General features: G+C 53.6%; 21 protein-coding genes and 1 other RNA gene. 12 read left to right on the forward strand and 10 right to left on the reverse strand.

The genetic code is table 11. The annotated features are described in order from the left end of the window. Positions 1-17 precede the first annotated feature (17 nt). Positions 18-839, reverse strand: coding sequence for an ABC transporter permease (locus L855_RS05175; protein WP_246199439.1), 822 nt, complete (start codon positions 837-839; stop codon positions 18-20). A 267-nt stretch (positions 840-1,106) separates the two neighbouring features. Here L855_RS05175 and L855_RS05180 point away from each other — a divergent pair, with 267 nt between their 5' ends. From L855_RS05180 to L855_RS05195, 4 genes are all read left to right on the forward strand, one after another. Continuing rightward, positions 1,107-2,156: a class I SAM-dependent methyltransferase gene (locus L855_RS05180; protein WP_159785053.1), complete on the forward strand. Its 1,050-nt coding sequence runs from the start codon at positions 1,107-1,109 to the stop codon at positions 2,154-2,156. Between the two features lie 54 nt (positions 2,157-2,210). Next, positions 2,211-3,326: a Holliday junction branch migration DNA helicase RuvB gene (gene ruvB, locus L855_RS05185; RefSeq protein WP_159785056.1), complete on the forward strand. Its 1,116-nt coding sequence runs from the start codon at positions 2,211-2,213 to the stop codon at positions 3,324-3,326. 98 nt (positions 3,327-3,424) lie between these two features. After that, the gene (locus L855_RS05190) at positions 3,425-4,288 is read left to right on the forward strand and encodes an EamA family transporter (RefSeq protein ID WP_159785059.1); all 864 of its coding nucleotides are present in this window, start codon (positions 3,425-3,427) and stop codon (positions 4,286-4,288) included. Between the two features lie 49 nt (positions 4,289-4,337). After that, entirely contained in the window at positions 4,338-5,225 is an 888-nt protein-coding gene (locus L855_RS05195; RefSeq protein ID WP_219729868.1) for a Uma2 family endonuclease, read from the forward strand. Positions 5,226-5,271: 46 nt separating this feature from the next. Here L855_RS05195 and L855_RS05200 read toward each other — a convergent pair whose 3' ends face one another. Together L855_RS05200 and ldpA are read right to left on the reverse strand one after the other, a co-directional pair. Beyond that, on the reverse strand, positions 5,272-6,975 hold the full coding sequence (locus L855_RS05200; protein ID WP_159790972.1) for a R3H domain-containing nucleic acid-binding protein: 1,704 nt from the start codon (positions 6,973-6,975) through the stop codon (positions 5,272-5,274). Between the two features lie 136 nt (positions 6,976-7,111). Next, on the reverse strand, positions 7,112-8,257 hold the full coding sequence (ldpA, locus tag L855_RS05205; RefSeq protein ID WP_159785062.1) for a circadian clock protein LdpA: 1,146 nt from the start codon (positions 8,255-8,257) through the stop codon (positions 7,112-7,114). A gap of 208 nt (positions 8,258-8,465) precedes the next feature. Between ldpA and ssrA the strand changes: the two genes are divergently transcribed. After that, positions 8,466-8,857, forward strand: a transfer-messenger RNA (tmRNA) gene (gene ssrA / locus L855_RS05210). Between the two features lie 92 nt (positions 8,858-8,949). Next, positions 8,950-9,756: a nuclear transport factor 2 family protein gene (locus tag L855_RS05215; RefSeq protein WP_246198735.1), complete on the forward strand. Its 807-nt coding sequence runs from the start codon at positions 8,950-8,952 to the stop codon at positions 9,754-9,756. 29 nt (positions 9,757-9,785) lie between these two features. Here L855_RS05215 and L855_RS05220 read toward each other — a convergent pair whose 3' ends face one another. Continuing rightward, positions 9,786-10,472: a lecithin retinol acyltransferase family protein gene (locus L855_RS05220; protein WP_159785065.1), complete on the reverse strand. Its 687-nt coding sequence runs from the start codon at positions 10,470-10,472 to the stop codon at positions 9,786-9,788. Between the two features lie 170 nt (positions 10,473-10,642). Between L855_RS05220 and L855_RS05225 the strand changes: the two genes are divergently transcribed. The 6 genes from L855_RS05225 to L855_RS05250 all read left to right on the forward strand — a co-directional run bounded on the left by L855_RS05225 (position 10,643) and on the right by L855_RS05250 (position 16,250). Next, complete coding sequence (locus L855_RS05225; RefSeq protein WP_159785068.1) at positions 10,643-12,388, forward strand: DUF3352 domain-containing protein; 1,746 nt, start codon at positions 10,643-10,645, stop codon at positions 12,386-12,388. An 88-nt stretch (positions 12,389-12,476) separates the two neighbouring features. Continuing rightward, positions 12,477-13,439, forward strand: a complete 963-nt coding sequence (locus L855_RS05230) for a Crp/Fnr family transcriptional regulator (RefSeq protein WP_159785071.1) — start codon at positions 12,477-12,479, stop codon at positions 13,437-13,439. 26 nt (positions 13,440-13,465) lie between these two features. Beyond that, positions 13,466-14,401: a GTPase Era gene (gene era, locus L855_RS05235; RefSeq protein ID WP_159785074.1), complete on the forward strand. Its 936-nt coding sequence runs from the start codon at positions 13,466-13,468 to the stop codon at positions 14,399-14,401. Between the two features lie 6 nt (positions 14,402-14,407). After that, on the forward strand, positions 14,408-15,106 hold the full coding sequence (locus L855_RS05240; protein WP_159785077.1) for an LmeA family phospholipid-binding protein: 699 nt from the start codon (positions 14,408-14,410) through the stop codon (positions 15,104-15,106). A 237-nt stretch (positions 15,107-15,343) separates the two neighbouring features. Then, the gene (locus L855_RS05245; protein ID WP_159785080.1) at positions 15,344-15,943 is read left to right on the forward strand and encodes a DUF3177 family protein; all 600 of its coding nucleotides are present in this window, start codon (positions 15,344-15,346) and stop codon (positions 15,941-15,943) included. A gap of 10 nt (positions 15,944-15,953) precedes the next feature. Beyond that, positions 15,954-16,250 carry a DUF7734 family protein gene (locus tag L855_RS05250; RefSeq protein ID WP_159785083.1) on the forward strand — a complete coding sequence of 99 codons (297 nt, stop codon included), beginning with the start codon at positions 15,954-15,956 and terminating at the stop codon, positions 16,248-16,250. An 8-nt stretch (positions 16,251-16,258) separates the two neighbouring features. On the opposite strand, the gene purU is transcribed toward L855_RS05250, so the two are convergent. The 6 genes from purU to rnhA all read right to left on the reverse strand — a co-directional run bounded on the left by purU (position 16,259) and on the right by rnhA (position 21,963). After that, on the reverse strand, positions 16,259-17,113 hold the full coding sequence (gene purU, locus L855_RS05255) for a formyltetrahydrofolate deformylase (protein ID WP_159785086.1): 855 nt from the start codon (positions 17,111-17,113) through the stop codon (positions 16,259-16,261). 7 nt (positions 17,114-17,120) lie between these two features. Beyond that, complete coding sequence (locus L855_RS05260; protein ID WP_159785089.1) at positions 17,121-17,726, reverse strand: VWA domain-containing protein; 606 nt, start codon at positions 17,724-17,726, stop codon at positions 17,121-17,123. Between the two features lie 130 nt (positions 17,727-17,856). Beyond that, the gene (locus L855_RS05265; protein ID WP_159785092.1) at positions 17,857-19,755 is read right to left on the reverse strand and encodes an AAA family ATPase; all 1,899 of its coding nucleotides are present in this window, start codon (positions 19,753-19,755) and stop codon (positions 17,857-17,859) included. A 90-nt stretch (positions 19,756-19,845) separates the two neighbouring features. After that, a complete protein-coding gene (locus tag L855_RS05270) occupies positions 19,846-20,520 on the reverse strand; it encodes a hypothetical protein (protein ID WP_159785095.1) in 675 nt (224 codons plus the stop codon). Between the two features lie 84 nt (positions 20,521-20,604). After that, positions 20,605-21,471, reverse strand: coding sequence for a dihydropteroate synthase (gene folP / locus L855_RS05275; protein ID WP_159785098.1), 867 nt, complete (start codon positions 21,469-21,471; stop codon positions 20,605-20,607). Between the two features lie 12 nt (positions 21,472-21,483). Then, on the reverse strand, positions 21,484-21,963 hold the full coding sequence (rnhA, locus tag L855_RS05280) for a ribonuclease HI (RefSeq protein ID WP_219729869.1): 480 nt from the start codon (positions 21,961-21,963) through the stop codon (positions 21,484-21,486). Positions 21,964-21,966 lie beyond the last annotated feature (3 nt).

Here is a 21,966-nt window from a genome sequence, read left to right on the forward strand (position 1 = left end):
GGAGACGGGGAAGTCCCTTACAAGACGTCAGCAAATCCCGGCCGTAGTTTACGGTACGACCATAATCCCCCCAAAAAGACAATCGAGGCAACGACTCCGGCGATCGCCCATTCACCCCAATGCTGGATTTGTCCCACAATAATGGCATCTCGATAGACTTCCGCTAAGGCGGCCAGAGGATTCAGCCAAAAAATCCAACTTCGGAAGCCTTCAGGAATTGTGCTGACCGGATAGACAATGGGGGTAAGGTAGAACCAGAGATTTAACACCACATTCAGGGTTTGGGGAATATCTCGCAAAAACACCGTCAAGGCGGCGGTAAAGTAGCCTAACCCAGAGGTGAGGAGAAGTTGAGGCAAACACAGGAGTGGCATGAGCAGTAGGGTGGTATGGAACTGCTGAGTGAAGATAGCCACAAAAATCACCAAAATCATCAAGCCGAAGGTACTTTCGACAAAGGCGGCACAGACGGGAACGAGGGGCAGTAAACTCAGCGGAAAGACCACCTTTTTGACTAAGTTGGTTTGCGACACCACCGCTGAGGCGGCTTGGGAGAGGCCAGTGGTAAACGCGAACCAAGGGACTAGGCCCGCAAATAGCCACAATCCATAGGCGAAGTTGTTGGCGGGAACCCCCGAGAGTTCTAAGCGAACTTGGAGGACGATGGAAAAAACGTAGGTGTAGATCAGCAGTTGACTCAGTTGCGTCAGCAGCGGCCAGAGATTCCCCAATACCGAACCTTTGTAGCGAGATTCGAGTTCTCGTTGAACCAGGGTTTTGAGGAGTTCGAGTTTGAACCCCCAACGGGCCTCTTCGACATAACGCCGAAAGGAGGTGATTTTGCTGTTAGAAGAGGGGATCGTACCGCGCAACCGTTTTTTCCTCACGAAGGGTTTGACGACAACTGTACTCGATTTGTGGGGGCGATCGCGCCGAGATATGTCTCTGTTCGAGGCGTTGATCACCCAACTCGGGGATTCGGGATCAGATTTTAAAGCACTTTGCCGGGATTTTCTAGGCGAGTCTGTCAGGATCGCCAGTGCCGAACCTTGATATAGTGAGGGGCGATTGCCCGTCGGTGCTACTCTCTCAAGATTGCCTATCTTATGACGTCTCGGTTTTCTAAACTGCTTCAATCGTTCCGTCGGTTGAGTTCCCGGCCGAGGGGCTTCGAGTCTCCCATCTCTGACGAAGTTCCCTTGAGGTTAGGTTCCCATCCTCTCCATCGTCCCCATCATCAGGGCTGTTGGGAAACCTGTGAAATCGAGGCCTCAGGACTGTTGCGATTGGTGGGCTGGACACGCGATCCAGTGGCGATTCCAGACCTCTTGGTCAATCGAGTCACGATTCCTTTGCTCAATCAGTATCGCACCTATCGCCCGGATGTGACTCCTCACACTCAACTCCCATTTTCCGGCATTACCTTTGAGTATCAACTTCCCTATAATGCGACCCTAACCGAGATTCAGCTCAGTGTTGCCGGCGATCGCCTCTGGCACGCCCAAGGAACGTTAACCCTCACAGCCCCTGCTTATGAGGGCTTGCTGAGCTGTGACTCTGTTTTGGGGCGTCAGCAGATTTATGGTGAAGGGATGCCCTCCCCGGTTGTATCAGAGGTGGTTATGGCGTTAGTTGAGCCACTGCCTACCCCAATTTTAGATTTTGGCTGTGGTATGGGGGCATTACTGGGGGCCTTGCGATCGCGCGATCGCGACGCCTATCGCGACATCTATGGCATTGAAATCGATCGCCCCGCCATTCGCCAGCAGTTACGGCCCGATATCGCCGATTGCGTCACCCTCTATGACGGGAGTTTTCCCCTTCCCTACGACGATGGACAGTTTGCCTCAGTCGTGAGTATTGAAGTCATCGAACATATCCCCCACTACCGCCAGGTACTAGAGGAACTGGCCCGAGTCAGCCGAGAACAGGCAGTATTCACCGTGCCCAACATCGATGCCATTCCCCTCTGTTTTCCCCAACAAGTGGTTCCCTGGCATTTGTTGGAAGCCACCCATGTCAACTTCTTCAACCCCAGCAGTTTTGAGAAACTCCTCTTAGACTATTTTTCAGAGGTAGAACTCCTACAAATCCATCCTGTGACCGTTAACGGAACCCAGTTCTATACCAGTGTCGCCGCCATTTGCCGCAAGTAGGCCCCTGCCTTTACCCTAGGGGTAAGACCCTCTTGTGATTCGCGGCGATCGCCCATGGCTATTATTTCCTCTCAGTCTAATTCCTCCCCAGCGGGCGATAATCGCAATCCCCTGCTACAGCCGGAAACCACCGCCGAGGATGTCGCCGAATACAGCCCAGATGAGACGCAACCCACGGAAAAAGCCAAAACCCAAATCCAGGCCGACGAAAAAATCCGCCCCCAACAATTAAGCGATTACATCGGTCAATCAGAACTCAAAGAAGTTCTCCACATTGCTATTCTTGCCGCCCAATCTCGTCAAGAAGCCTTAGATCACCTGTTGTTGTACGGGCCGCCGGGGTTGGGAAAAACCACCATGGCCTTAATTCTCGCCGCCGAAATGGGAGTTGGCTGCAAAATTACCACCGCCCCCTCCTTAGAACGTCCCCGGGACATCGTCGGCTTACTGGTGAACCTCAAACCGGGGGATGTGCTATTCATCGATGAAATCCACCGTCTCAGTCCCATGACCGAGGAATTACTCTACCCGGCCATGGAAGACTATCGCCTCGATATTACCATCGGCAAAGGGAAAACCGCCCGCACCCGTAGCATTGACTTACAGCCGTTTACCCTTGTCGGGGCTACCACTCGGGTGGGGGCATTGACATCTCCTCTGCGCGATCGCTTTGGTTTAGTACAGCGACTGCGGTTTTACGAACCCGACGAACTCAGCCAAATTGTCCAACGCACCGCCAAACTTTTAGATACCCCCCTAACCGACAGTGGGGCCTTAGAAATTGCCCGTCGTTCCCGAGGAACCCCCCGCATTGTCAATCGTTTGTTAAAACGAGTTCGGGACTACGCGCAGGTGAAAGCTTCAGGAACCATTACCGAAGAGATTGCTAAAGCGGCCTTAGAGTTATTTGAAGTGGATCCCATGGGCTTAGATTGGACCGATCGCCGCTTATTAACCGTTACCATTGAGCAGTTTAATGGGGGTCCTGTGGGCTTAGAAACCTTAGCCGCCACAACTGGGGAAGATGCCCAAACCATTGAGGAAGTCTATGAACCCTATTTGATGCAAATTGGCTATCTGACGCGCACCCCACGGGGACGCATGGCTAGTCCAGCGGCTTGGGTGCATCTGGGTTATGAACCACCGAAACGGCAATTACCGCTGTTTTAAGGTTTATTTCCGACTCATCGAACTGAGTATGAGCCAAGTTGCAACGGAGAGAACAAGAGGATGGGCTATCCTGGAGGCTCGTTCTGGTTTCCTATGTAATGCTCTGGCTCATTCTTTCCCTGGTGACGGCGTTCTTTGAATCCCTGCGAGACGTCGCCAATAAAACCTCATCCACCCTTCACAACGACTACGTCATCACCTGGTCCCTCAACGCCTTTACCGCCCTTCTCCTACTCCCCTTTACCCTCGTCCTCGGCACTCCCACCATTAGCCCCCCCTTCTGGAACGCCTTGCTGGCCGGCAGTTTCCTGAATGCGATCGCCTACCTCTACTTTATCAAGGCCATCCGCCTGTCCGACCTCTCCAAAGTTGCCCCCCTCACCACCTTTACCCCCCTCTTTCTCCTCCTCACCTCCCCCATTCTCGTCGGTGAATTTCCTACCACCTGGGGCTTACTGGGGATTCTCCTGATTGTCAGTGGTGCTTATCTCCTCAACTTCGCCCAACGTCAAACCAGCTATCTCCAACCCCTGCGCGCCCTCCTCAACGAACGAGGGGCCCGCTTTATGTTGCTCGTGGCCTTTCTCTGGAGTCTCACCTCCAACTTCGACAAAATTGGCCTGCAAAACTCCTCACCCCTATTTTGGGTGATCACCGTTTACGCCGCCAATGCCCTCTGGCTATTCCCCCTGATGCTGCTTAAATGCCAAGATTGGAGACAGCAAATTCAAGCCAAACCCTTACCTCTGTTGGCTATTGGGGGGTTCAATGCGATCGCCGTCGCCTGTCAGATGACGGCCCTCTCCCTCACCCTCGTCGCCTACGTCATCGCCATTAAACGCACCAGCGCCTTATTTAATGTCCTCTGGGGGCGATTTATCTTCCAAGAAACTGGCCTCAAACAACGACTTCTCGGAACCACCATTATGGTTCTGGGAGTCGCCGTGATTGCCCTCTCGTAATTCCCCTTTGCTAGAATCAAATCATCGTTTTTAGTCATGGGTTCCCATCATGGTTGACGCCTCTCGCCGCTGGCAAACTCCCTTACCGACCATGTATGACCTCCCCAGCGAATTCCCGGAGGAACTTGGTTTGCCGGATCAATTTCATGAGTTACAACCGACGCTCTTAAGCATTACCTGTAAACCGTCAAACTACTCGCCAGAAGACTGTTTGACGGCTCAAGACCTCAATGTCTATTATGACCCTCACCATACCCTCTGGCATAAACGGCCCGATTGGTTCATGGTTCTCGGGGCTACCCACGTTGACCAACAAGACCAGTTACGCTGGAGTTATGTCATCTGGCAAGAGGGAATCTCTCCCTTTCTGGTGGTAGAACTCTTGTCACCGGGGACGGAGGCGGAAGATTTAGGACGCGGTAGTATGCGTCTGGCCGATCAACCCCCCAATAAATGGCAAGTCTATGAGCAAATTCTGCAAGTTCCCTTCTATGCGGTGTTCGATCGCATCCAAAATCAGTTCCGACTGTTTATCCTAACGGGCGGCCGCTATCAAGAACAAGACTTGCCCGAACGCCGTTTCTGGTTCGAGGAACTGGGGTTAGGGTTAGGAGTCTGGACTGGCCCCTATCGTGGCGTGAACGGACGCTGGTTGCGTTGGTATGATGCGGATTGGACCTGTATCCCCACCCCCGCTGAAGAAGCGCAACGGGAACGGCAAGAGGCGGAAACCGCCCGTCAACAAGCCGAACAAGAACGGCAACGAGCCGAAGCCGCAGAAGCCGCCCTCAATCAAGCCCAGAGCGCGGCTCAGCAGGCTCAGGAACAAGCCATCAGCAACTTTTTGGCGATGGGTCTTGATGTGGCACAAATTGCAGCGGCGCTGGGCGTTTCTGAGGCGCTGGTGCAACGGGTTCGCGATGGGTTAGGGGACTAGCCCGATTTGGCTCCCTCAAGCCTCCCATCGCGGTTTGGGGGAGGGATTAGGCGGGGTAAATCCGCAGGCGACGATTGGGTTCATCGCCGAAACTATCGGATTTGAGGCGATAGTGTTCCACCAGTTCATGCTGGATTTTTCGGACTTTGGGCGATCGCGGTAACAACTCCACTGGTTGCCCTTTCGGCAGCACAATCTGTTCGACCGCCAAACGGGCCTCCTCTAGGGCCTCAATCTCATCATCACTGGCATTGTTACTAAACAGCCGTAAATCCGCCACATCGGGAATGCCAGGATCCTCCATTTGCAACAACCGTCGCAAGGCCCGGGTAATCTGCGGGATGGTACTGGATTTAATCAGATGGATGGGAATTTGTCGGGCTTTGGCGACATGGCGGAGTTTCGAGTGATTGCGGAAGTGCGATCGCAACGCCAAAACAGCATTGGCTTCATCCAAATCCTTGGTAATCACCACCGGTAACTCCAACACCCCAATCACTTCTTCCAACTGGCCGCGACTAATGGCATAGGGATAGAGATAAAATCGTTCTCCCTCATCCACAATTTCATTGCCAAAGCGGTCAAACTCAGGACTGTTGGAGAGAGAGGCATCCAATAACTGCTCAAAATGTTTCTGAGGGGAACTGGTGGCGACTCCATTGGTGCGGGGCAGGGGTTTCATCTGTCCCGAGGCTCGCCAACCCCGCACCCCGGCATTTTTTGGGGGTTTTGGGGCAATGGGGGCATCGGGTAACTCATGGGAAATTAACACCTTGCCAGTCTCATTCATGGTCCGCACTTGAGGGTTCGGCTGTCGTCCCCGCAGCCAGATATCTACGGTATCCGAGACACTCTCATGCACCACCCAGCGATACCGTTCTAACATCTCCACGGCAATCTCAAAGGTGGGCGGGGCTTTGCGTTCGAGGACTGTTTTTTGGGTTCCCCGCCGTCGTGCTTCATCGTCCCCGAGGGTGACTGAACCAATCCCACCAATTAAGTCCGCCAGAGTTGGGTTTTTAATCAGGTTCTCGATCCGGTTTCCGTGGGCGGTTCCCACCAGTTGCACCCCCCGTTCGGCAATGGTGCGGGCGGCCAGGGCTTCGAGTTCGGTGCCGATTTCGTCGATGACCACCACTTCGGGCATATGGTTCTCGACGGCTTCAATCATCACCTGATGTTGCAGTTCGGGGCGGGCCACCTGCATTCGTCGCGCCCGGCCGATGGCGGGGTGGGGGATGTCGCCATCTCCGGCAATTTCGTTGGAGGTGTCGATAATGACCACTCGCTTTTGTAAGTCGTCGGCGAGAACTCGGGCAATCTCCCGTAGGGCGGTGGTTTTGCCTACGCCTGGGCGACCGAGCATGAGAATAGATTGACCCCGTTCGACTAAATCGCGAATCAGGCCAATGGTGCCGAAAACGGCTCGCCCGACGCGACAGGTGAGGCCGATGATGTCGCCGCTGCGGTTACGGATGGCGCTGATGCGGTGTAGGGTTTTCTCGATACCGGCCCGGTTGTCGCCGCCGAAATGTCCCACGCGATCAACACAATCTTGTAAGTCTTGTTGGGTGATCGGATCGTCGCTGAGATATTCGGCTTGGCCGGGAAAGCGGGCCTCGGGCCGTCGCCCTAAGTCCATGACAATTTCGATGAGAACGTCCCGCTGGGGATGTTGTTCGATATGGGTTTGGATGGGTTCGGGGAGAATGCTGAGGAGTCGAGTGAGATCGTCGGTGCTGCGCTGCATATCGCGTTCTGGTTCTGAAGGGGCGGCTTCAGGAGACGGAGATCGCCCATAAAGGATAGAAGATGGCTGGTTAGGATGGGGAGTCACCATGAAGGCTAGAAAATAGCAACAGGGGCTGTCAACCCGGAAAGTGGGGTTAGTGGGCTTTTAAGATCGCTGAGGGCTGATGGTGGAGGGCCACGAGCGATCGCGCCCGCTCGACGGCGGCCCAGAGAAGTGGAGGATGCTGATCTAGGTATACGGAAGAAGACATGGCGCAACCCTGCTCAATGCTGTTTAATGCGGTCAACATGGGGGACAAAATGGCTCGGGCATAACTGCCGTAGGCAATCCCTGCTATATATTTAGCGGGTTTTGGCCGGGTTAATGGCGTGTTAGACGAAGATTGTTCGCAATTTAATCGGTTGTTAAACAAGCCTAGGGATTGCAGTTTGGGGACAGTATGTTGGTTGGTCCCTCCGGCGAGTTGGACATATCCGGGAAGGTTGGCCGCGAGAACCTGTTGCCCAAATTGGATGGTGGCTTTGCTGGTTCCTTTGCCAATGTCTCCACTCATCGATCGCCCGTCGGTTTGCCAGATGGGTTCGGGAAAGGCGTCACCGATGATGTCGTAGAGCGATCGCAGATACTCTAAACTCTGGGGACTGTGTAGACAACTAATTGCCAGTTGTTTGAGATGGGTTCGCCAAGGGGCGATCGCCCGCCAAAGAGCTTGGAAGTCCTGGCTATGACCGGGTTGGGTATGAATTTCAATGGCGTCAACAGCCATAGACAGGATAAAGGGGGCTAGAGTTTCAGGACTGGTGCGATAGGCATTCGCCCCAATGAGTCCTTGGGGACAAATGGGTAAACAACGGCCACAACCATAACAGCGTTCCTCAATCACGCCCTGATGCTCCTCGGTGAAGGCGATCGCCGCCGCTGGACAGACGGCCTCACAGGGACGGGGACAGTCGGGTGGACAGTCATCGGGATTAAACTGCGCTTTACGAAAATGAGGATCATCGGCATCGTTTAAACTGACCATGAGCCAGGGCTTGGGATTGGGAGATAGTCCCCGCGATCGCGCCGACTCCACATAGGCTTGGGCCGCCGTAATGCCCCCACGAGCTGCCTCAACCACTGCCGGATCAGCGGCTACATCAATACAATCAACTCCGGCTAAGGTATATGCCAAACTCAGGTTATGCACGGCAGGCAGGTCTTGGAAACTGGCTCCGCAGATTAACTTGAACCAGGTTCCCTGTTTTAAGGAATGTAACGGGTGTCTCAGGTTAGTCACACCTATATGCTAATGGGTTCGCGAAAAAATGGGGAGGGTTCGTTGTGATTGAGCATTATTTTGGATACTCTCTCAGAAAGGCAGTAGGCAGTAGGGGGGAGAAGGCAAGGGGCAAGAGGCAATTGTTAATCTACGGTTGTCACTTCTAAAATTTTCCCTTATAATAAGAGATCCAGAAAGGAAACGATAGCATTCACGTCACTCACAAGGGGCCTTCATGGTTTCGACGTGTTGGGGAAACCCGAAGCGTGATGCAGGCCGAGAGTGAGTCTCCTCTCGTAAATCAAAGGCTCAAAACAAAAAGTAAATGCGAACAACATCGTTCCTTTCGCTCGTAAAGCAGCTGCGGTTGCCTAGAAAAAACCTCCTGTAGGTTCGAGCACTTATAGTCCGACTCCGTTAAAGGCTATAGGTAAACCCCAACGGATGCACTCATTCACTGCCTCTGGTCAGTGAACTGAGTTAAGACAATACCAGAGCATCCCGCCGTCCGGGATAAGGGACGGTCCCCGCCCCAAGGGTTAACGGGGCTAAGCCTGTGAATGATCGTGAGGTCAATACCCAAGGCGGACACGGGTTCGATTCCCGTAGGCTCCACTTTGAAACACGCAAGAGACTTGTTACAGCATTTGTAGCAGGTCTTTTGTTTTAGGCCTTAGACTAGAGGCGATTCCTCTGTTTAGTTGTCGACGATGACCCTCAATTTCCCAACCTCCAACCCGCAACGGCACTTCCCTCGTCTTCTCTCATCCCTGATCCTTGGGGCGATCGCCTCGGGCCTCACCAGCAGCTTGCTGCCCCCACCCAGTTACGCCAACCAAGATGCCCCCGAGGACTTGCAAGAACTCCTGCAAAGCATCGACAAAACCGCCACCGAGGGGGATATTGAAGCCTTGATGCGCTTCTATAGCGATAGCTTCCGTCATTACGATGGACTCAGCCGCGAGAACTTCCAGGCCTCTCTCGAACAACTTTGGGAACGCTTCCCCAACCTAAACTACGATAGCGAGATTCTCTCCTGGGACGAGACCGCTAACGGCTACGAGGTGGAAACGGAAACCACCATTGTTGGCTTGCAGGCCCGGGATTTACCCAATACCGAACTTCGGGCCACCGTGCGATCGCGCCAAACTTATGAAAATGGACAAATCGTCTCTCAAGAGATTCTCCAGGAAGAAATCCGCATTCTCTCAGGAGACAATCCCCCCAATGTGCGCGTCAATCTTCCCTTAGAAACCTCTCCTAACAGTCGCTATCACTTTGATTTAATTGTCGAAGAACCCCTCGGGGAAGATTTAATCCTCGGGGCCGCCATGCAGGAACCGGTATCGAGTCATAGTCATCTCAATCCCAATGTCTTGGAACTCGAACCCCTTAATGCTGGGGGTTTGTTCAAGGTTGGGGAAGTCGATAACGGAGAAGGAGACTATTGGGTATCTGGGGCGATCGTCCGTCGGGGAGGGATTGCTATTGTTAGCCGTAGAATGCGGGTAAATTAGGCAAGAGGCAAGAGGCAAGAGGCGTGCCGCTAATTGTCAATGGCCTGGCGTTGTTGGACGAGGGTTTCCGTCATTTTGGCGAGGCGATCGAGGTGTTGTTTGAGATCTTGGGCTTTGAGGCGAAACTCTCGTTTGCGGTGGAGGGCGGCCCGGGCTAGATCCTCGCGATCGCGTTCTAGGGCCCTGTGCGCCACCTTATCCCAAGATTGCATCTCCTGCACAGCTTGATTGTAACGGGGTTGTAGGTCATCCCAAGCGAGTTTGATTTCCCCTAAGGCCCCGTCCAACATACTGGGGGCATCCTGTTGATGACCATCTTGGAACGACTGGTTGATTTTGCCCAATAACTGATCCGGGTTGAGGGTGGCTAACAGGGGGGCAAACTTGCGGACTTGCTTGCTGTCACTAATCCCTGTCTTGCACCAGGTGGCGAAATGTTCGCAGTTGTTGAACAGCAGATTGTATTTGCGCTCTCCTAGGCGACTCTCGGCCCGTTGCAGGGTGGTTTCAGCAATATAATGGGCGGGGTACTTGCGGGTGTAAACGGGTTTGTTCCCGGTGAAGGCCCCCATGGAGGTGCGTTTCACCGTCGCCTCATCCTCCCGCTTAGAATAGTGAATTACAGTGCCATCCCCACAATCAATCCCGTGGTGTTCGTAGAGGCCATCGAGATGGAAGAAGGGACGAATTACATAAATCTGGTCGCCGCGTGCCATAAAGAGAACCTATAAGAGTTACGTCGCGCTATCGGGGCAGCCCAACCCTAAACTGGAGCAGCAGAATGTCCGAAAATAGAGTCAAGATTCCCTACTGTTTATTATTGACCATTTCGCAATTGCCGAAGGAAATGGAATAATGGCGATTGGGTCACGTTGCAGGAACCGTCATGAAGTCACGCGCCTATTCTCCCCTATCTCTCACCCTCCTCGGGGTGATTCTCCTAACTGTCCTCTGGACGGTGTATTGGTTTGGCTTCCAGAGTTCTCTGACGCTGTTGCGGGGGGCCCCGAGGGGTGAACCGGCGGCGGCGTTGTTTCTTCCCAAAGATCCCCCTTTGGTGATGTCGCTGTTTACCAATCCTCAGAAACTACAAGACTTGCGACAATTGCGCACTCCCCTACGTCAACGGGGACAGGCCAAGGCAGAATTTCGGCGTTTGAAAGCTAGTCTGCTGACAGATACCAACTTAGAGTATGAACGGGATATTGAACCCTGGTTAGGAGACGAAATTACCCTAGCCGTCACCACTGCTGACCTCGATCGCGATCCCAAAAATGGAACCCAGCCCGGATATCTCCTGGCGTTGGAAGTCCGCGATGGGGAACGCAGTCGCGAGTTTCTGGATCTGTTTTGGCAAAATAAGGCTGTTTCGGGGCGGGAATTGCGCTTTGAGACCTATAAGGGCGTGAAACTCATTTATAGCCGTCAAACCCGCCCACCAACGGGGGATAGGTTGCAACTGAAAGACTTTAATCCCTTTGCTAAGGAAAGTGCTGGAGAATGGTCAAGTGCCCTGGTGGGCGATCGCTTTGTGTTGTTCGCTAACGCGCCGGAGGTCTTGCGCAAAGCCATTAACGATGCCCAAGTTGAGGATCTGAACTTACAACATTCTCCCACCTATCAGAAGGCGATCGCCCGGCTGGATGACCAGCGAATTGGAATTATCCTCGCAGATGTCCCCCAACTGAGTGGTTGGCTAGGGGGCGATTCGGTTAAACCTGAGTCTCAACTCCCGGATACCTTGGCCATTGGCTTAGGCCTTAGCCGTCAAGGCCTCCTGGCGGATACGGTCTGGACCAGTCGCAACGATGAGAGTACCGTTGCCCCCGAATTAGATCACCCCGTAGCGGCGTTGAATTATGTCCCTGAGGAGAGTGCTGTAGTGTTGGCGGGAACAGATCTCGCCAGTCGCTGGCGTCGTCTCTCGCAAGCGGTGTCAGGAGGGGATTTACTCTCTCGTTTACTCACCCAACCCCTAGGGGAATTGGAACACCGCTGGGGAATTTCGTTACAGGAGGATATTTTTGATTGGGTGACGGGGGATTATGCTCTGGCATTATTACCCAATGCGGACGAAGATGGCTTAGATTGGATTTTCGTGGCGGATGACCCCCCGGACAATCACTCCCAGTCTGACGCCGCTATTGCCCGCCTCGATGAAGCCGCCGCCGCCAATGGCTATAGTGTCGGCCCCTTTACCCTGAAAGACCAACATCGGATTCTGGCCTGGACTCGTCTGATGACGAAGGAAGGAAAAACCTCTGAAGGGAACTTACGACTACGCCTCGAAGCGGATGTGTTAGGCGTTCGGGGTCAGTTGAATGATTACCGTCTCCTAGCCAGTTCCATTGAAGCCATCGACTGGGCCTATACCTCACCCCGTCGTAATTCCCTCTTAGCCAACGGTCAGTTCCGCAAAGAGTTACCGCTGCTTCCCCAGGAGAATGACGGCTATTTTTATCTCAATTGGCAACAGAGTCAGGGGCCGTTACGTCAGCAATTGCCCTTTTTGCGGGTTTTGGAACTGACGGGAAATCCCCTGTTTGACCATGTGCGATCGCTCCTGTTGAGTACGGAAGGACATCGTAACGGAGTCCACCGGGCCCAAGTCCTGATTAAACTCATCCCTTAACCCCCATGGCCCGGATGTCATCCCAGACTGGCACGGAACTCGGGCCATGTCCCATTCCCTCTTGTCTTGTTTTTCCTATTAACTGTCTATGGACTTCCCTGATCGCCTGTTACACCGACTCAAACAAACGCCACTCACCGCCAATCTCTCAGAAAGTGAACAGCAACAGCTTTTAGAACTGTCCAGTTACTGCGAGGCGGAGGCGGGACAGCTCGTTTTTGCCGAGGGGAGTCCCAGTGATCATCTGTGGCTGCTGTTAGAGGGGGAGGGGGAACGACTCCAGGAAGCCGAAAGCGGCCAGTTATTGCTCCTAGGAGGCGTTCGAGCTGGGGATACCCTATCGGCGCTCGATTTTCTTCTGGAACGCCCCTATAGCAGTAGTTTACGGGCGACGTCTGATTGCTCTTTGTTCATGATTCATCGCCAGCATTGGCAACGGTTACTCAATGGGAGTCGGGTGGGGAGTAAGTTAGCCTTACGGTTGGTAGCCATGGCTCAACAGCACTTTGAACAAGGCTTAGCGGCGACGGAAGCGTTGTTGGAGACCTATCAGCAGGCGATCGCCCTGTTACGGCCTCCTGAGTCCTCTGAGGAGGGGGTCGATTACAGCCTTTGGGCCCAGATTCAGGAGAGCCGCGATCGCCTGGAAAAACAACAGCAGATGTTACGCAAACAATTGCCCCTGGCGACTCCGAAACCCACGCGATCATCGCCTGGAAAAACAACAGCAGATGTTACGCAAACAATTGCCCCTGGCGACTCCGAAACCCACGCGATCGCCCTCTCGATGGGGTCCGTTTCTGGCAGGAACGGTCACGGGAATGGTCATTCTGGGGGGGGTTGGGGCGACCCTCTCGATGGGGTCCGTTTCTGGCAGGAACGGTCACGGGAATGGTCATTCTGGGGGGGGTTGGGGCGATCGTCTATGCTATGGGAGGCTTCAGTTCGCAAGAGTCATCTAATCTGTCTGATGAACAGTTCAACAGCCGGAACACAGCCGAGACGATGGCCAAATGAGCCGCCTCCTCCTGGCAAAGCAACGATAGAATAGATTCCTCCACCCTCCCCAAGTTTTTCATGAATCCCGCCGAATTTTCGCTCATCCCAACGCCCCCCGAAGGGTTTAAATCGGGGTTTATCAGTATTATTGGTCGCCCGAATGTGGGTAAATCGACCCTGATGAATACCCTGGTGGGGCAAAAAGTCGCCATCACCTCCCCCGTGGCTCAAACTACTCGCAATCGCCTCCAGGGGATTCTCACCACCGATGCGGCCCAATTGATTTTTATCGATACCCCCGGTATCCATAAACCCCATCATCAGTTGGGAACGGTGTTAGTCCAGAATGCGAAACGAGCCATCAACTCGGGGGATGTGTTGCTGTTTCTCGTGGATGGTTCCGGGGAAGCTGGGGGGGGCGATCGCTATATTGCGGATCTCTTGCAGGAGGTTAAGGTTCCGGTGTTGCTGGGCCTCAATAAGATAGATTGCCAGTCCTATGATAAAGCCGAGGCGATCGATGCCTCCTATCAAGACCTGGCCGGCGATCGCCCCTGGGAGGTGGTGAAGTTCTCGGCCCTCAAGGGAACCGGAACCCCAGAACTCCTCGAACGGCTCGTCACTCACCTCGAACCTGGCCCCTATTACTATCCCCCGGATTTAGTTACAGATCGCCCGGAACGCTTTATCATGGGCGAGTTGATTCGAGAGCAAATCCTGCTCAACACCCGCGAAGAAGTCCCCCATTCCGTGGCCATCGCCATTGAGAAGGTGGAGGAAACCCCAAAACTGACTCGCGTTTTCGCCACCATTAATGTCGAGCGAGATTCCCAAAAGGGGATTCTCATTGGAAAACGAGGCTCAATGCTCAAACAAATCGGTTCCGCCGCCCGGGAGCAAATTCAAAAACTCGTCAGCGGTCAAATTTACCTGGAACTGTTTGTTAAAGTACAACCTAAATGGCGACAGTCTCGCACTCGCCTCCATGAACTCGGCTATCGTGTTGAAGACTAACGTTTTATGACCTCATCGGCTACCCTATCCCCTAGTTCTCCCGCCAAAAGTTCCCTCAGTTCCCTCCTCTCAGGAGCGGTGCGTCTGTGGCTGCGATCGCAAGTGGATCAGGCCCAAACCCTCAAGATTGAGTTTTCCGGTAAAAATCGTCAACTGTTGCGCGGGGAAATCCCCAGCATCGAGGTGGAAGCCGAAGGCGTCATCTACCAAGGACTCCATTTAGGACAAGTTCTGTTGCAAGCCGGGGCCGTTCGCCTGAATCTCAAACAACTCCTCAAAGGAGAACCCCTACGACTGTTGCAGCCGGTTCCGGTGCAAATCAACCTAACAATCCATGAGCAAGATCTCACCGCCTCCCTGGCCTCCCCCTTACTGCAAGAGGCCACCCGCGAGGTCTTCCAAGGCATTTTACCCGACGCAATGGACTGGAGTGGGGTTACCATTCAACTGCGGGGCGATCGCCTCCATCTCATCAGCCCATCCCCCCAAGCCTTACATCTCACAACCCGTTTAGCTATCCCGTCCCAAGATGACATCCCACAGATTCAACTCCAGGATATCCAGGTACAGGGAGACGGCCACAACGGCATCCAAACCTTCCCCTCCCGAGATATTCCCTTAGATGCTACGGTATCCATCGAAGACCTCACCTGTCACGACGGACTCCTCCATCTCTCAGGAAATTTACAAGTCATTGTCAACTAAAAAGCCTCCCCCCTCCTGCCTACTGCCGGAAGGGGGCGACCACAAGGGTACGCCCCTACGTTGTTTCTGTTCCCAGAGGGCGACCACAAGGGTACACCCCTACGTTGTTTCTGTTCCCAGAGGGCGACCACAAGGGTACGCCCCTACGTTGTTTCTGTTCCCAGAGGGCGACCACAAGGGTACGCCCCTACGTTGTTTCTGTTGCCTGTTGCCTGTTCCTTGTTCCCTTCCCAAACCATGTTCAACGATTCCACCCTCCAATCCCTTGTTTGGCTTGACTACCGTCTCGCCGTTCTCTTTACCGTCATTGTGCCCCTCATTCTTCTCATCTGGGCCTTTGTTGAGAAGTTCGAGGCGGTGCAGCGGTTGTTAACTATTTACTGGCGCGTCGCCAGTTTACTGGCCATCACCGTCTATCTGGCCATCGCCTCCCTTCCCATTAGTTTCCTCACTGGTGGACTGGCCCGTATCTTGATTCCCATCAGCCTCTGGTTTTGGGTCGATCTCAACGACGAAATCGACGACGCACCCCGTAAACCCCTCAAATGGGTTCTCACCTCTTGGCGTTGGGCGATTACAATTTATTGTTTCATTGGGGTTCTGTTTCAACTCCCCGCCTTCTCCTGTGCAACGCTTTCCCGAGAGGCGGTTGTTTCTACCATGTCTTGTCGCATTTGGTTAGAGGCCCCCTGGGGATATAAAGCCATGTTTCACGCCAATACAGCCACGGAACTGTTGGGATTTATTGGTATTGTGGGCTTAGTGGCCTATGTTCTGTGTTTGCTCTATTTCGCCTTTGTTCGTTTAGCAAAACAAGGTCGCTCGGCAATGGGATGAGGAAGAACCAATGATGAGCGCGATCGCACGTTTGGAACAGTACACGATGAAACGGCCCGATGAAGTGTTACGGGTGTTGGCGAGTTGGGATGATGAGACGGATGAGATCATCATCTTTAAGGGCTTTTCCAGTTCCCTGATGCGACCAACGGCCAGTGACCCAGATGTGCCGATTGTACCGGAATCGGCCCGGTTTGAGCAGATCGATCGCCTCCATAGCCCCTACCTCCCGGATCAACCTCGCTATATTGAACAGGGGCTAACCTGGGAGACGATGCAACCCCACTTGCAAGAAGTGGGGCTATGAGTTCGGGGTTAGGAGAAGACCACGGTACGGTTATTGTAGGCGAGAACCCGATGCTGGAGGTGCGATCGCACGGCCCGGGCCAATACCATCCGTTCTAAGTCTTTCCCTTTACGGATTAAGTCTGGAGTTAGGTCTCGGTGACTGACGCGGGCCACATCTTGCTCGATAATGGGCCCTTCATCGAGATCGGCGGTGACATAATGGGCCGTGGCCCCGATAATTTTTACCCCCCGTTCGTAGGCCCGATGATAGGGCCGGGCCCCGGGAAAGGCGGGTAAAAAGGAATGGTGAATGTTGATGATTTTCGAGAACTGTTCAATAAATCCCGGACTCACCACCTGCATATATTTCGCCAGCACCACGAGGTCAATGTCATACTGACGGAGTAGGTCTAATTGTTGGGCTTCTGCCTCAGCTTTACTTGCTTTTGTGACTGAAATATGGTAGAAGTCAATGCCAAATTGCTCGGCGATCGCCTCTAAATCAGGATGATTACTCATCATGAGAGGAATCTCCGCCGGGAGTTCCTTGGCCTGTTGTCGCCACAGCAAATCTAGTAAACAGTGATCCTGTTTCGTCACCCAAATGGCCAGGCGTTGGCGTTCATCAGAAAAATGCAGTTCCCAACTGGCGTTAAGGGGTTTTCCCACTGCCGCAAAGGCGCGATCAATAATATCACGAGGTAGGTTAAACCCCTCTAACTGCCATTCAATGCGACTTAAAAACAGGCCCGCATTAAAATCTGTGTGATGGTCAGCATGAATAATATTGCCACCATTGGAATAGATGAAATTGGCAATTTTGGCAACCAATCCCTGTTGGTCAGGGCATGATAACAGTAACGTTGCAGTCGCTCCGGTCATCAGAACCTTAGTCTAAAATAGCATTGAGCAGAACATCAGACAGGGATTGACCCTCCATATCCTCTAGGGTAATGGTATCCACAATATCAAAGGCTGCCCCAGTATCGGTGAGTTGGTCATCGAGGGCTTTGAGAAATTCGCGAACTTTGGGATCATTGCCCACTTGAATAAAAGAAATTCCCAATTCTTCGTCACGGTCAATTTTTTGTGACGCTTCAATGAGCAGTTTAATCACATCTTTGCGATTATTCGGTTCCCCATCGGTAATGACCAGGATAATTTCCCCATTGGGTTGACTAGTTCCGGCGGCTTTGCGTTCAAAATAGTTATTGAGGGCATCCCCTAATACCTCAGCTAAAGCCGTTTTGCCAACGGGATTATTCTGCTCAAAAATCTCCCGAACTTTGTCCGCATTCACATTATCATAGCGACGAAAGCGACTGGAAAACAGATATACCGTAATCCCATCCGGGTCATATTCATCGCACTTTTCAGCCAGGGCGATCGCCGAATTTTTGACCACGTCCCAACGGCTTTTTCCGCCCGCTTGGTCTTGTTCCGACATACTGCCGCTGCGGTCGACAATTAAGGTATAGTCACGATTTTCTAACATACGCTTGAGCCAAGATATTTAGAGGAATGGACAAGGGGTCACGGACAATGCAGCCGTATTCTAACATCGTCTTTGGGACGATGCGGCGCGGGCAGGGGATTTTTCAGGGATACTCCCCAAATCTCCTTCCCTAGCGTTCGATATCACTAGAGGGTTGATGGGAGGAATAGCGAGAATCCGGCCTTCCGTCTCCCTTCGGATTGGGGGCGATCGCTTCGGGGTTAGACGGACGTAGCAGTTCCCGAATTAGGGGATTTCCCGTCACTAACCCTTTACTACTGGCGAACCCTAAAATACGGGATTTCGAGAGTCCCCATTCCTGTCGTTGTTTCAAGACCTCCAACAAGGCTAACAGAGGGGCGATCGCCTCTACTGAGACATCCAGCCAGCCGCCTCCCGTTGTCTCTAGATGTTCTAACCATTCTCGGGCCTTCCAGGTGGAGGGAATCTCCCGCGTAAAGGGCCGTAGTAGAACGCCTCGCGTCAAGCCAAACTCCTCAAAATCACACAGCGTTCGCAGGCGACTTCCCACTCGTTGGCCCCGTTCCTCAAACACCACCATCACCCCAACCCGTAGATCCTGGCCCCGTTCACTGGCGACAATCTTTAAATCTAGGGGTTTGCGACGTTGAGACTTCCCAGACAGTCGCTGTTCAACGCTGCGAATTTCCACCCCATCCAGGGTGGTTCCTAGCAAACTCTCAAAACCTAGCCCCAGGGCTTCAATCACAAGGGTTTCTGTCATCTGTTCAATCCCCTGAACCTGAATTAGACTGCGTTCAAAGGCTTGCGTCACCCGTTCGAGGGGGTCGTTTTCCACCGGACGGAAGTTTTCTGCACACCATTCGATGGCATCATGCAGATCCGACCCTTCCCGGGCCAGGGCCTTCAGTTGTGAGTCATCAAAGGGATACAGAGGCGAGGGAGGAATCAACTCGCGATCGCGGTAAAACTTCCGTAGCCAAGCCCGAATCACGGCCCGAACTACTGTTTCATCGGCCTCGGGGAGTTCAATGGGATCGGCGCGATCGCTCAAATGGCGAGTCATGCGCCCTAACATGGGTTGCACAATCCGTTCCCAGGTTTCGGGGTCCATCACACTCAACACCACCGTTCCATGGCTGCAACGCAGGGCCCGCAGACTCTGAGACAAGCGCACCATGGCCCCGACAGGGACGCGCATATCCCATTCTTCTTCCAGGGCTTCCTCGTCGGTGTCGTCTAACTCTTCCCCATCGAGGCGATCGAAGGCCACCACTAAGGGCTTCCAATCTCCCAACAGTTGCAGAATTTCCTCCAACAACTCAGCGGCGCGACTTTCTCGGCTTTCCCCTTGACGTTGGGGAAGGCCTAACTCATCGAGTTTCCAGGGGGCCAGCGATCGCCCCGCCAACCATTTGCGGGCGAAGGGGGCCTGGGCGGGGGTCAATGTCCAGAGAATGGCCCGAACCACATCAGGATCGCCAATATCCGGGCGTAGCTTAAAGAAACCTTCGGCCACGCGATCAACCCAATGGCGATTGCGATCCTGGGGTTGTCCCCGTAACCGCCGAATGGCCATCTCTGGGGTTAACTCCTTGACTTGAGTATCGAGACTTTCCAGGGCCTGCGTCGCCAGGGCGCTGGCCAATTCCTGCCATTGCATAAACCCCGAGGCCCCCTTACGACTGAGGCTGTAGGAGATCGCATTCAGCAACACCTGGCGCACCGTCGTACTATCTTGAAACTGCTGAACATCAATATAAATAAACGCCGCTTGTCCCGTCGTTTGTAGTTTCTGCCAAACTTGGGCCAGAAAGTGAGTTTTCCCGGTTCCTATCTCCCCCAAAATGACGAGAGAACAGACGCGTTTTCCCCCTTCAATTTCTGCCAACGCCGACTGAACCAAGGTCATGGCCTTGCGATGGGGGGAAGGACAGTCAGGGAGATTTCCGCGCCAGAGATCGGCCTCCTCCAGCGTTGCTAACCCAGTAAAGGGGTTATAACGCTCGATCGCGCGGTTAAGGGCAGATAGAGTGGATCGATCCAAAGCTTCGGTCAAAACAGGTTAACAACTAGAACGTCGGTGAGAGTGGATATCGCGAGGCTTAGGGGGGATACTCCCAGTCCAGGATCGGGGTTACGTGGGTTGATGTGGGGGGTAAAACTGTTTGGTTTCACCACAGTAGCGCCAGGATAAACCCTCTGGATCTTTGGACTGGGCCCAGCCTGTAAAATCGGGTTTATGTTTCCGTTTGCCAATGGTACTCGAACTCACCTTCAGTCGTCGGGCCAGTTGAGCCTGAATTAAGGGTGAGTGAGGTTCTGAGGGGTGGGAGTTCGACTCAGCAGCGGGATTTATACTCTCTCCGGGGGGAGTTAGTTTAACTGTAGCATTGAACTTCGCCCCCTTTTCTTGGGGAGTTTCCCGGGGAGTTTCCTGGGGAGTCGCTGCGATGGCTTGGGGGGAAGCGGGCTGCTGCGATCGCACAGGGAGATGAACGGCCCGGTTCCCTTGACTGTCAAGTTGGGGAGACTCTAGGGTGTTGGCCTCAACTTGGGGAGGCTGATCGGATGTTGAGGAGAGTTGGCGTTCTCGTTGCCAAAGAAACACTCCCACCCCAGCGGCGATCGCCCCAAAGGCGACCACATTCACCGCCAGCAACATGGTCATTAGGGTGTCAAAGAAGGCGCGGAAGAAGGCAATCCCCCCTTGGAGTAGGGCAGGAATGGCGAACAACGCCACCAGAATCCCTACAACATAACGCCAATAGGCGATCGCGGAGAAGTCAACGGAATTGCCATTGCGGGTCATCGGACGGTTGGGGGTGGACAGTTGTTACAAATTTTGCCACATTCTGGTTGCAGCGGCATCCTTTTTTCTGGTTTTGGGGCCAGTCTACTGGCCCGATTTGCCCCGAAATAGGGCATCAGCGACACGGGCCACATCACTCATGGCGGGGAGATCGTGAACCCGGAGAATGTCCGCCCCAGAGGCGATGGCGGCGGTACAGGCGGCAGCAGTTCCCCAGAGACGATCTTTGGGATTTGGGCGATCGAGAATGCGGCCAATAAAACTTTTCCGGGAGACGCCTAACAGGAGGGGGTAGCCTAGGGCCTGGAATTGAGGGAGTTGTCGCAACAGTTGTAGATTTTGCCCTTGGGTTTTGGCGAAACCAATCCCCGGATCGAGGATTAACTGGTTTGGGGATACGCCACAGGCGATCGCCGCATGGATATGTTGTTGCAGTTTCTCGATAACATCTGCCACCACATCTTCATACTGCGTCAGGGATTGCATGGTTTTAGGGGTTCCCCTCATGTGCATGAGAATCGCCGGAACCTGACGTTCGCCAATTAAGGGTAACATTTCAGGATCGGCGGTTCCGCCACTGACATCATTGACGATATCTGCCCCCACATCCAGGGCCGCCGCCGCTACCTCGGCCCGATAGGTATCGACGGAAATGGGGCAGTTTGAGTGCGATCGTAGGGCTTCAATCACGGGAACCACCCGTTTGATTTCCTCCTCAAGAGACACCTCTTCTGCCCCAGGCCGCGTGGATTGGCCACCAATATCAAGGATATCCGCCCCTGAGGTTTCCAGATGTTGGGCTTGGTTCAGGGCGTTTTGCAGGGAAGCGAACTCACCGCCATCACTGAAACTATCGGGGGTGACATTGAGGACTCCCATGATATAGGTGCGATCGCCCCAAGTGAAGCGGCGATCGCGAATCGTCAACGTCGGATTACAATACCTCACCATTGTCCCTAAACCCTACGCATCCCCACGTTCAAAGACTTCATCTGCGGGTAAGTCGGATTCTTTGGAGGCGGCCACCGCCAGGCGATCGCAACATTCATTCTCCTTATTTCCCGCATGGCCTTTCACCCAGACAAACTCCACCTGATGAAAGTCTGACAACTGCAACAACTCCTCCCACAAATCCGGGTTCTTGGCCCGTTCCTTCTTATTACGCCACCAGCCCTTAGCCTTCCAGCGTTTCGCCCATCCCTGGCGCATGGCATCCACAATATACTTGGAATCAGAGTACAGCGTCACCTGACAGGCCTGTTTCAGCAACTGCAAGCCCACAATCGCCGCCATCATCTCCATACGATTGTTGGTAGTCCGTCGGAACCCCCCCGAGAGTTCCTTCCGGAAGTCCCGATAAATGAGAACAGTTCCATAGCCTCCCGGGCCAGGATTGCCACTACAAGCCCCATCCGTATAAATTGTCACTGACTTCATCGTCATCAA

This window comes from Sodalinema gerasimenkoae IPPAS B-353, from assembly GCF_009846485.1.
GTDB lineage: Bacteria > Cyanobacteriota > Cyanobacteriia > Cyanobacteriales > Geitlerinemataceae > Sodalinema > Sodalinema gerasimenkoae.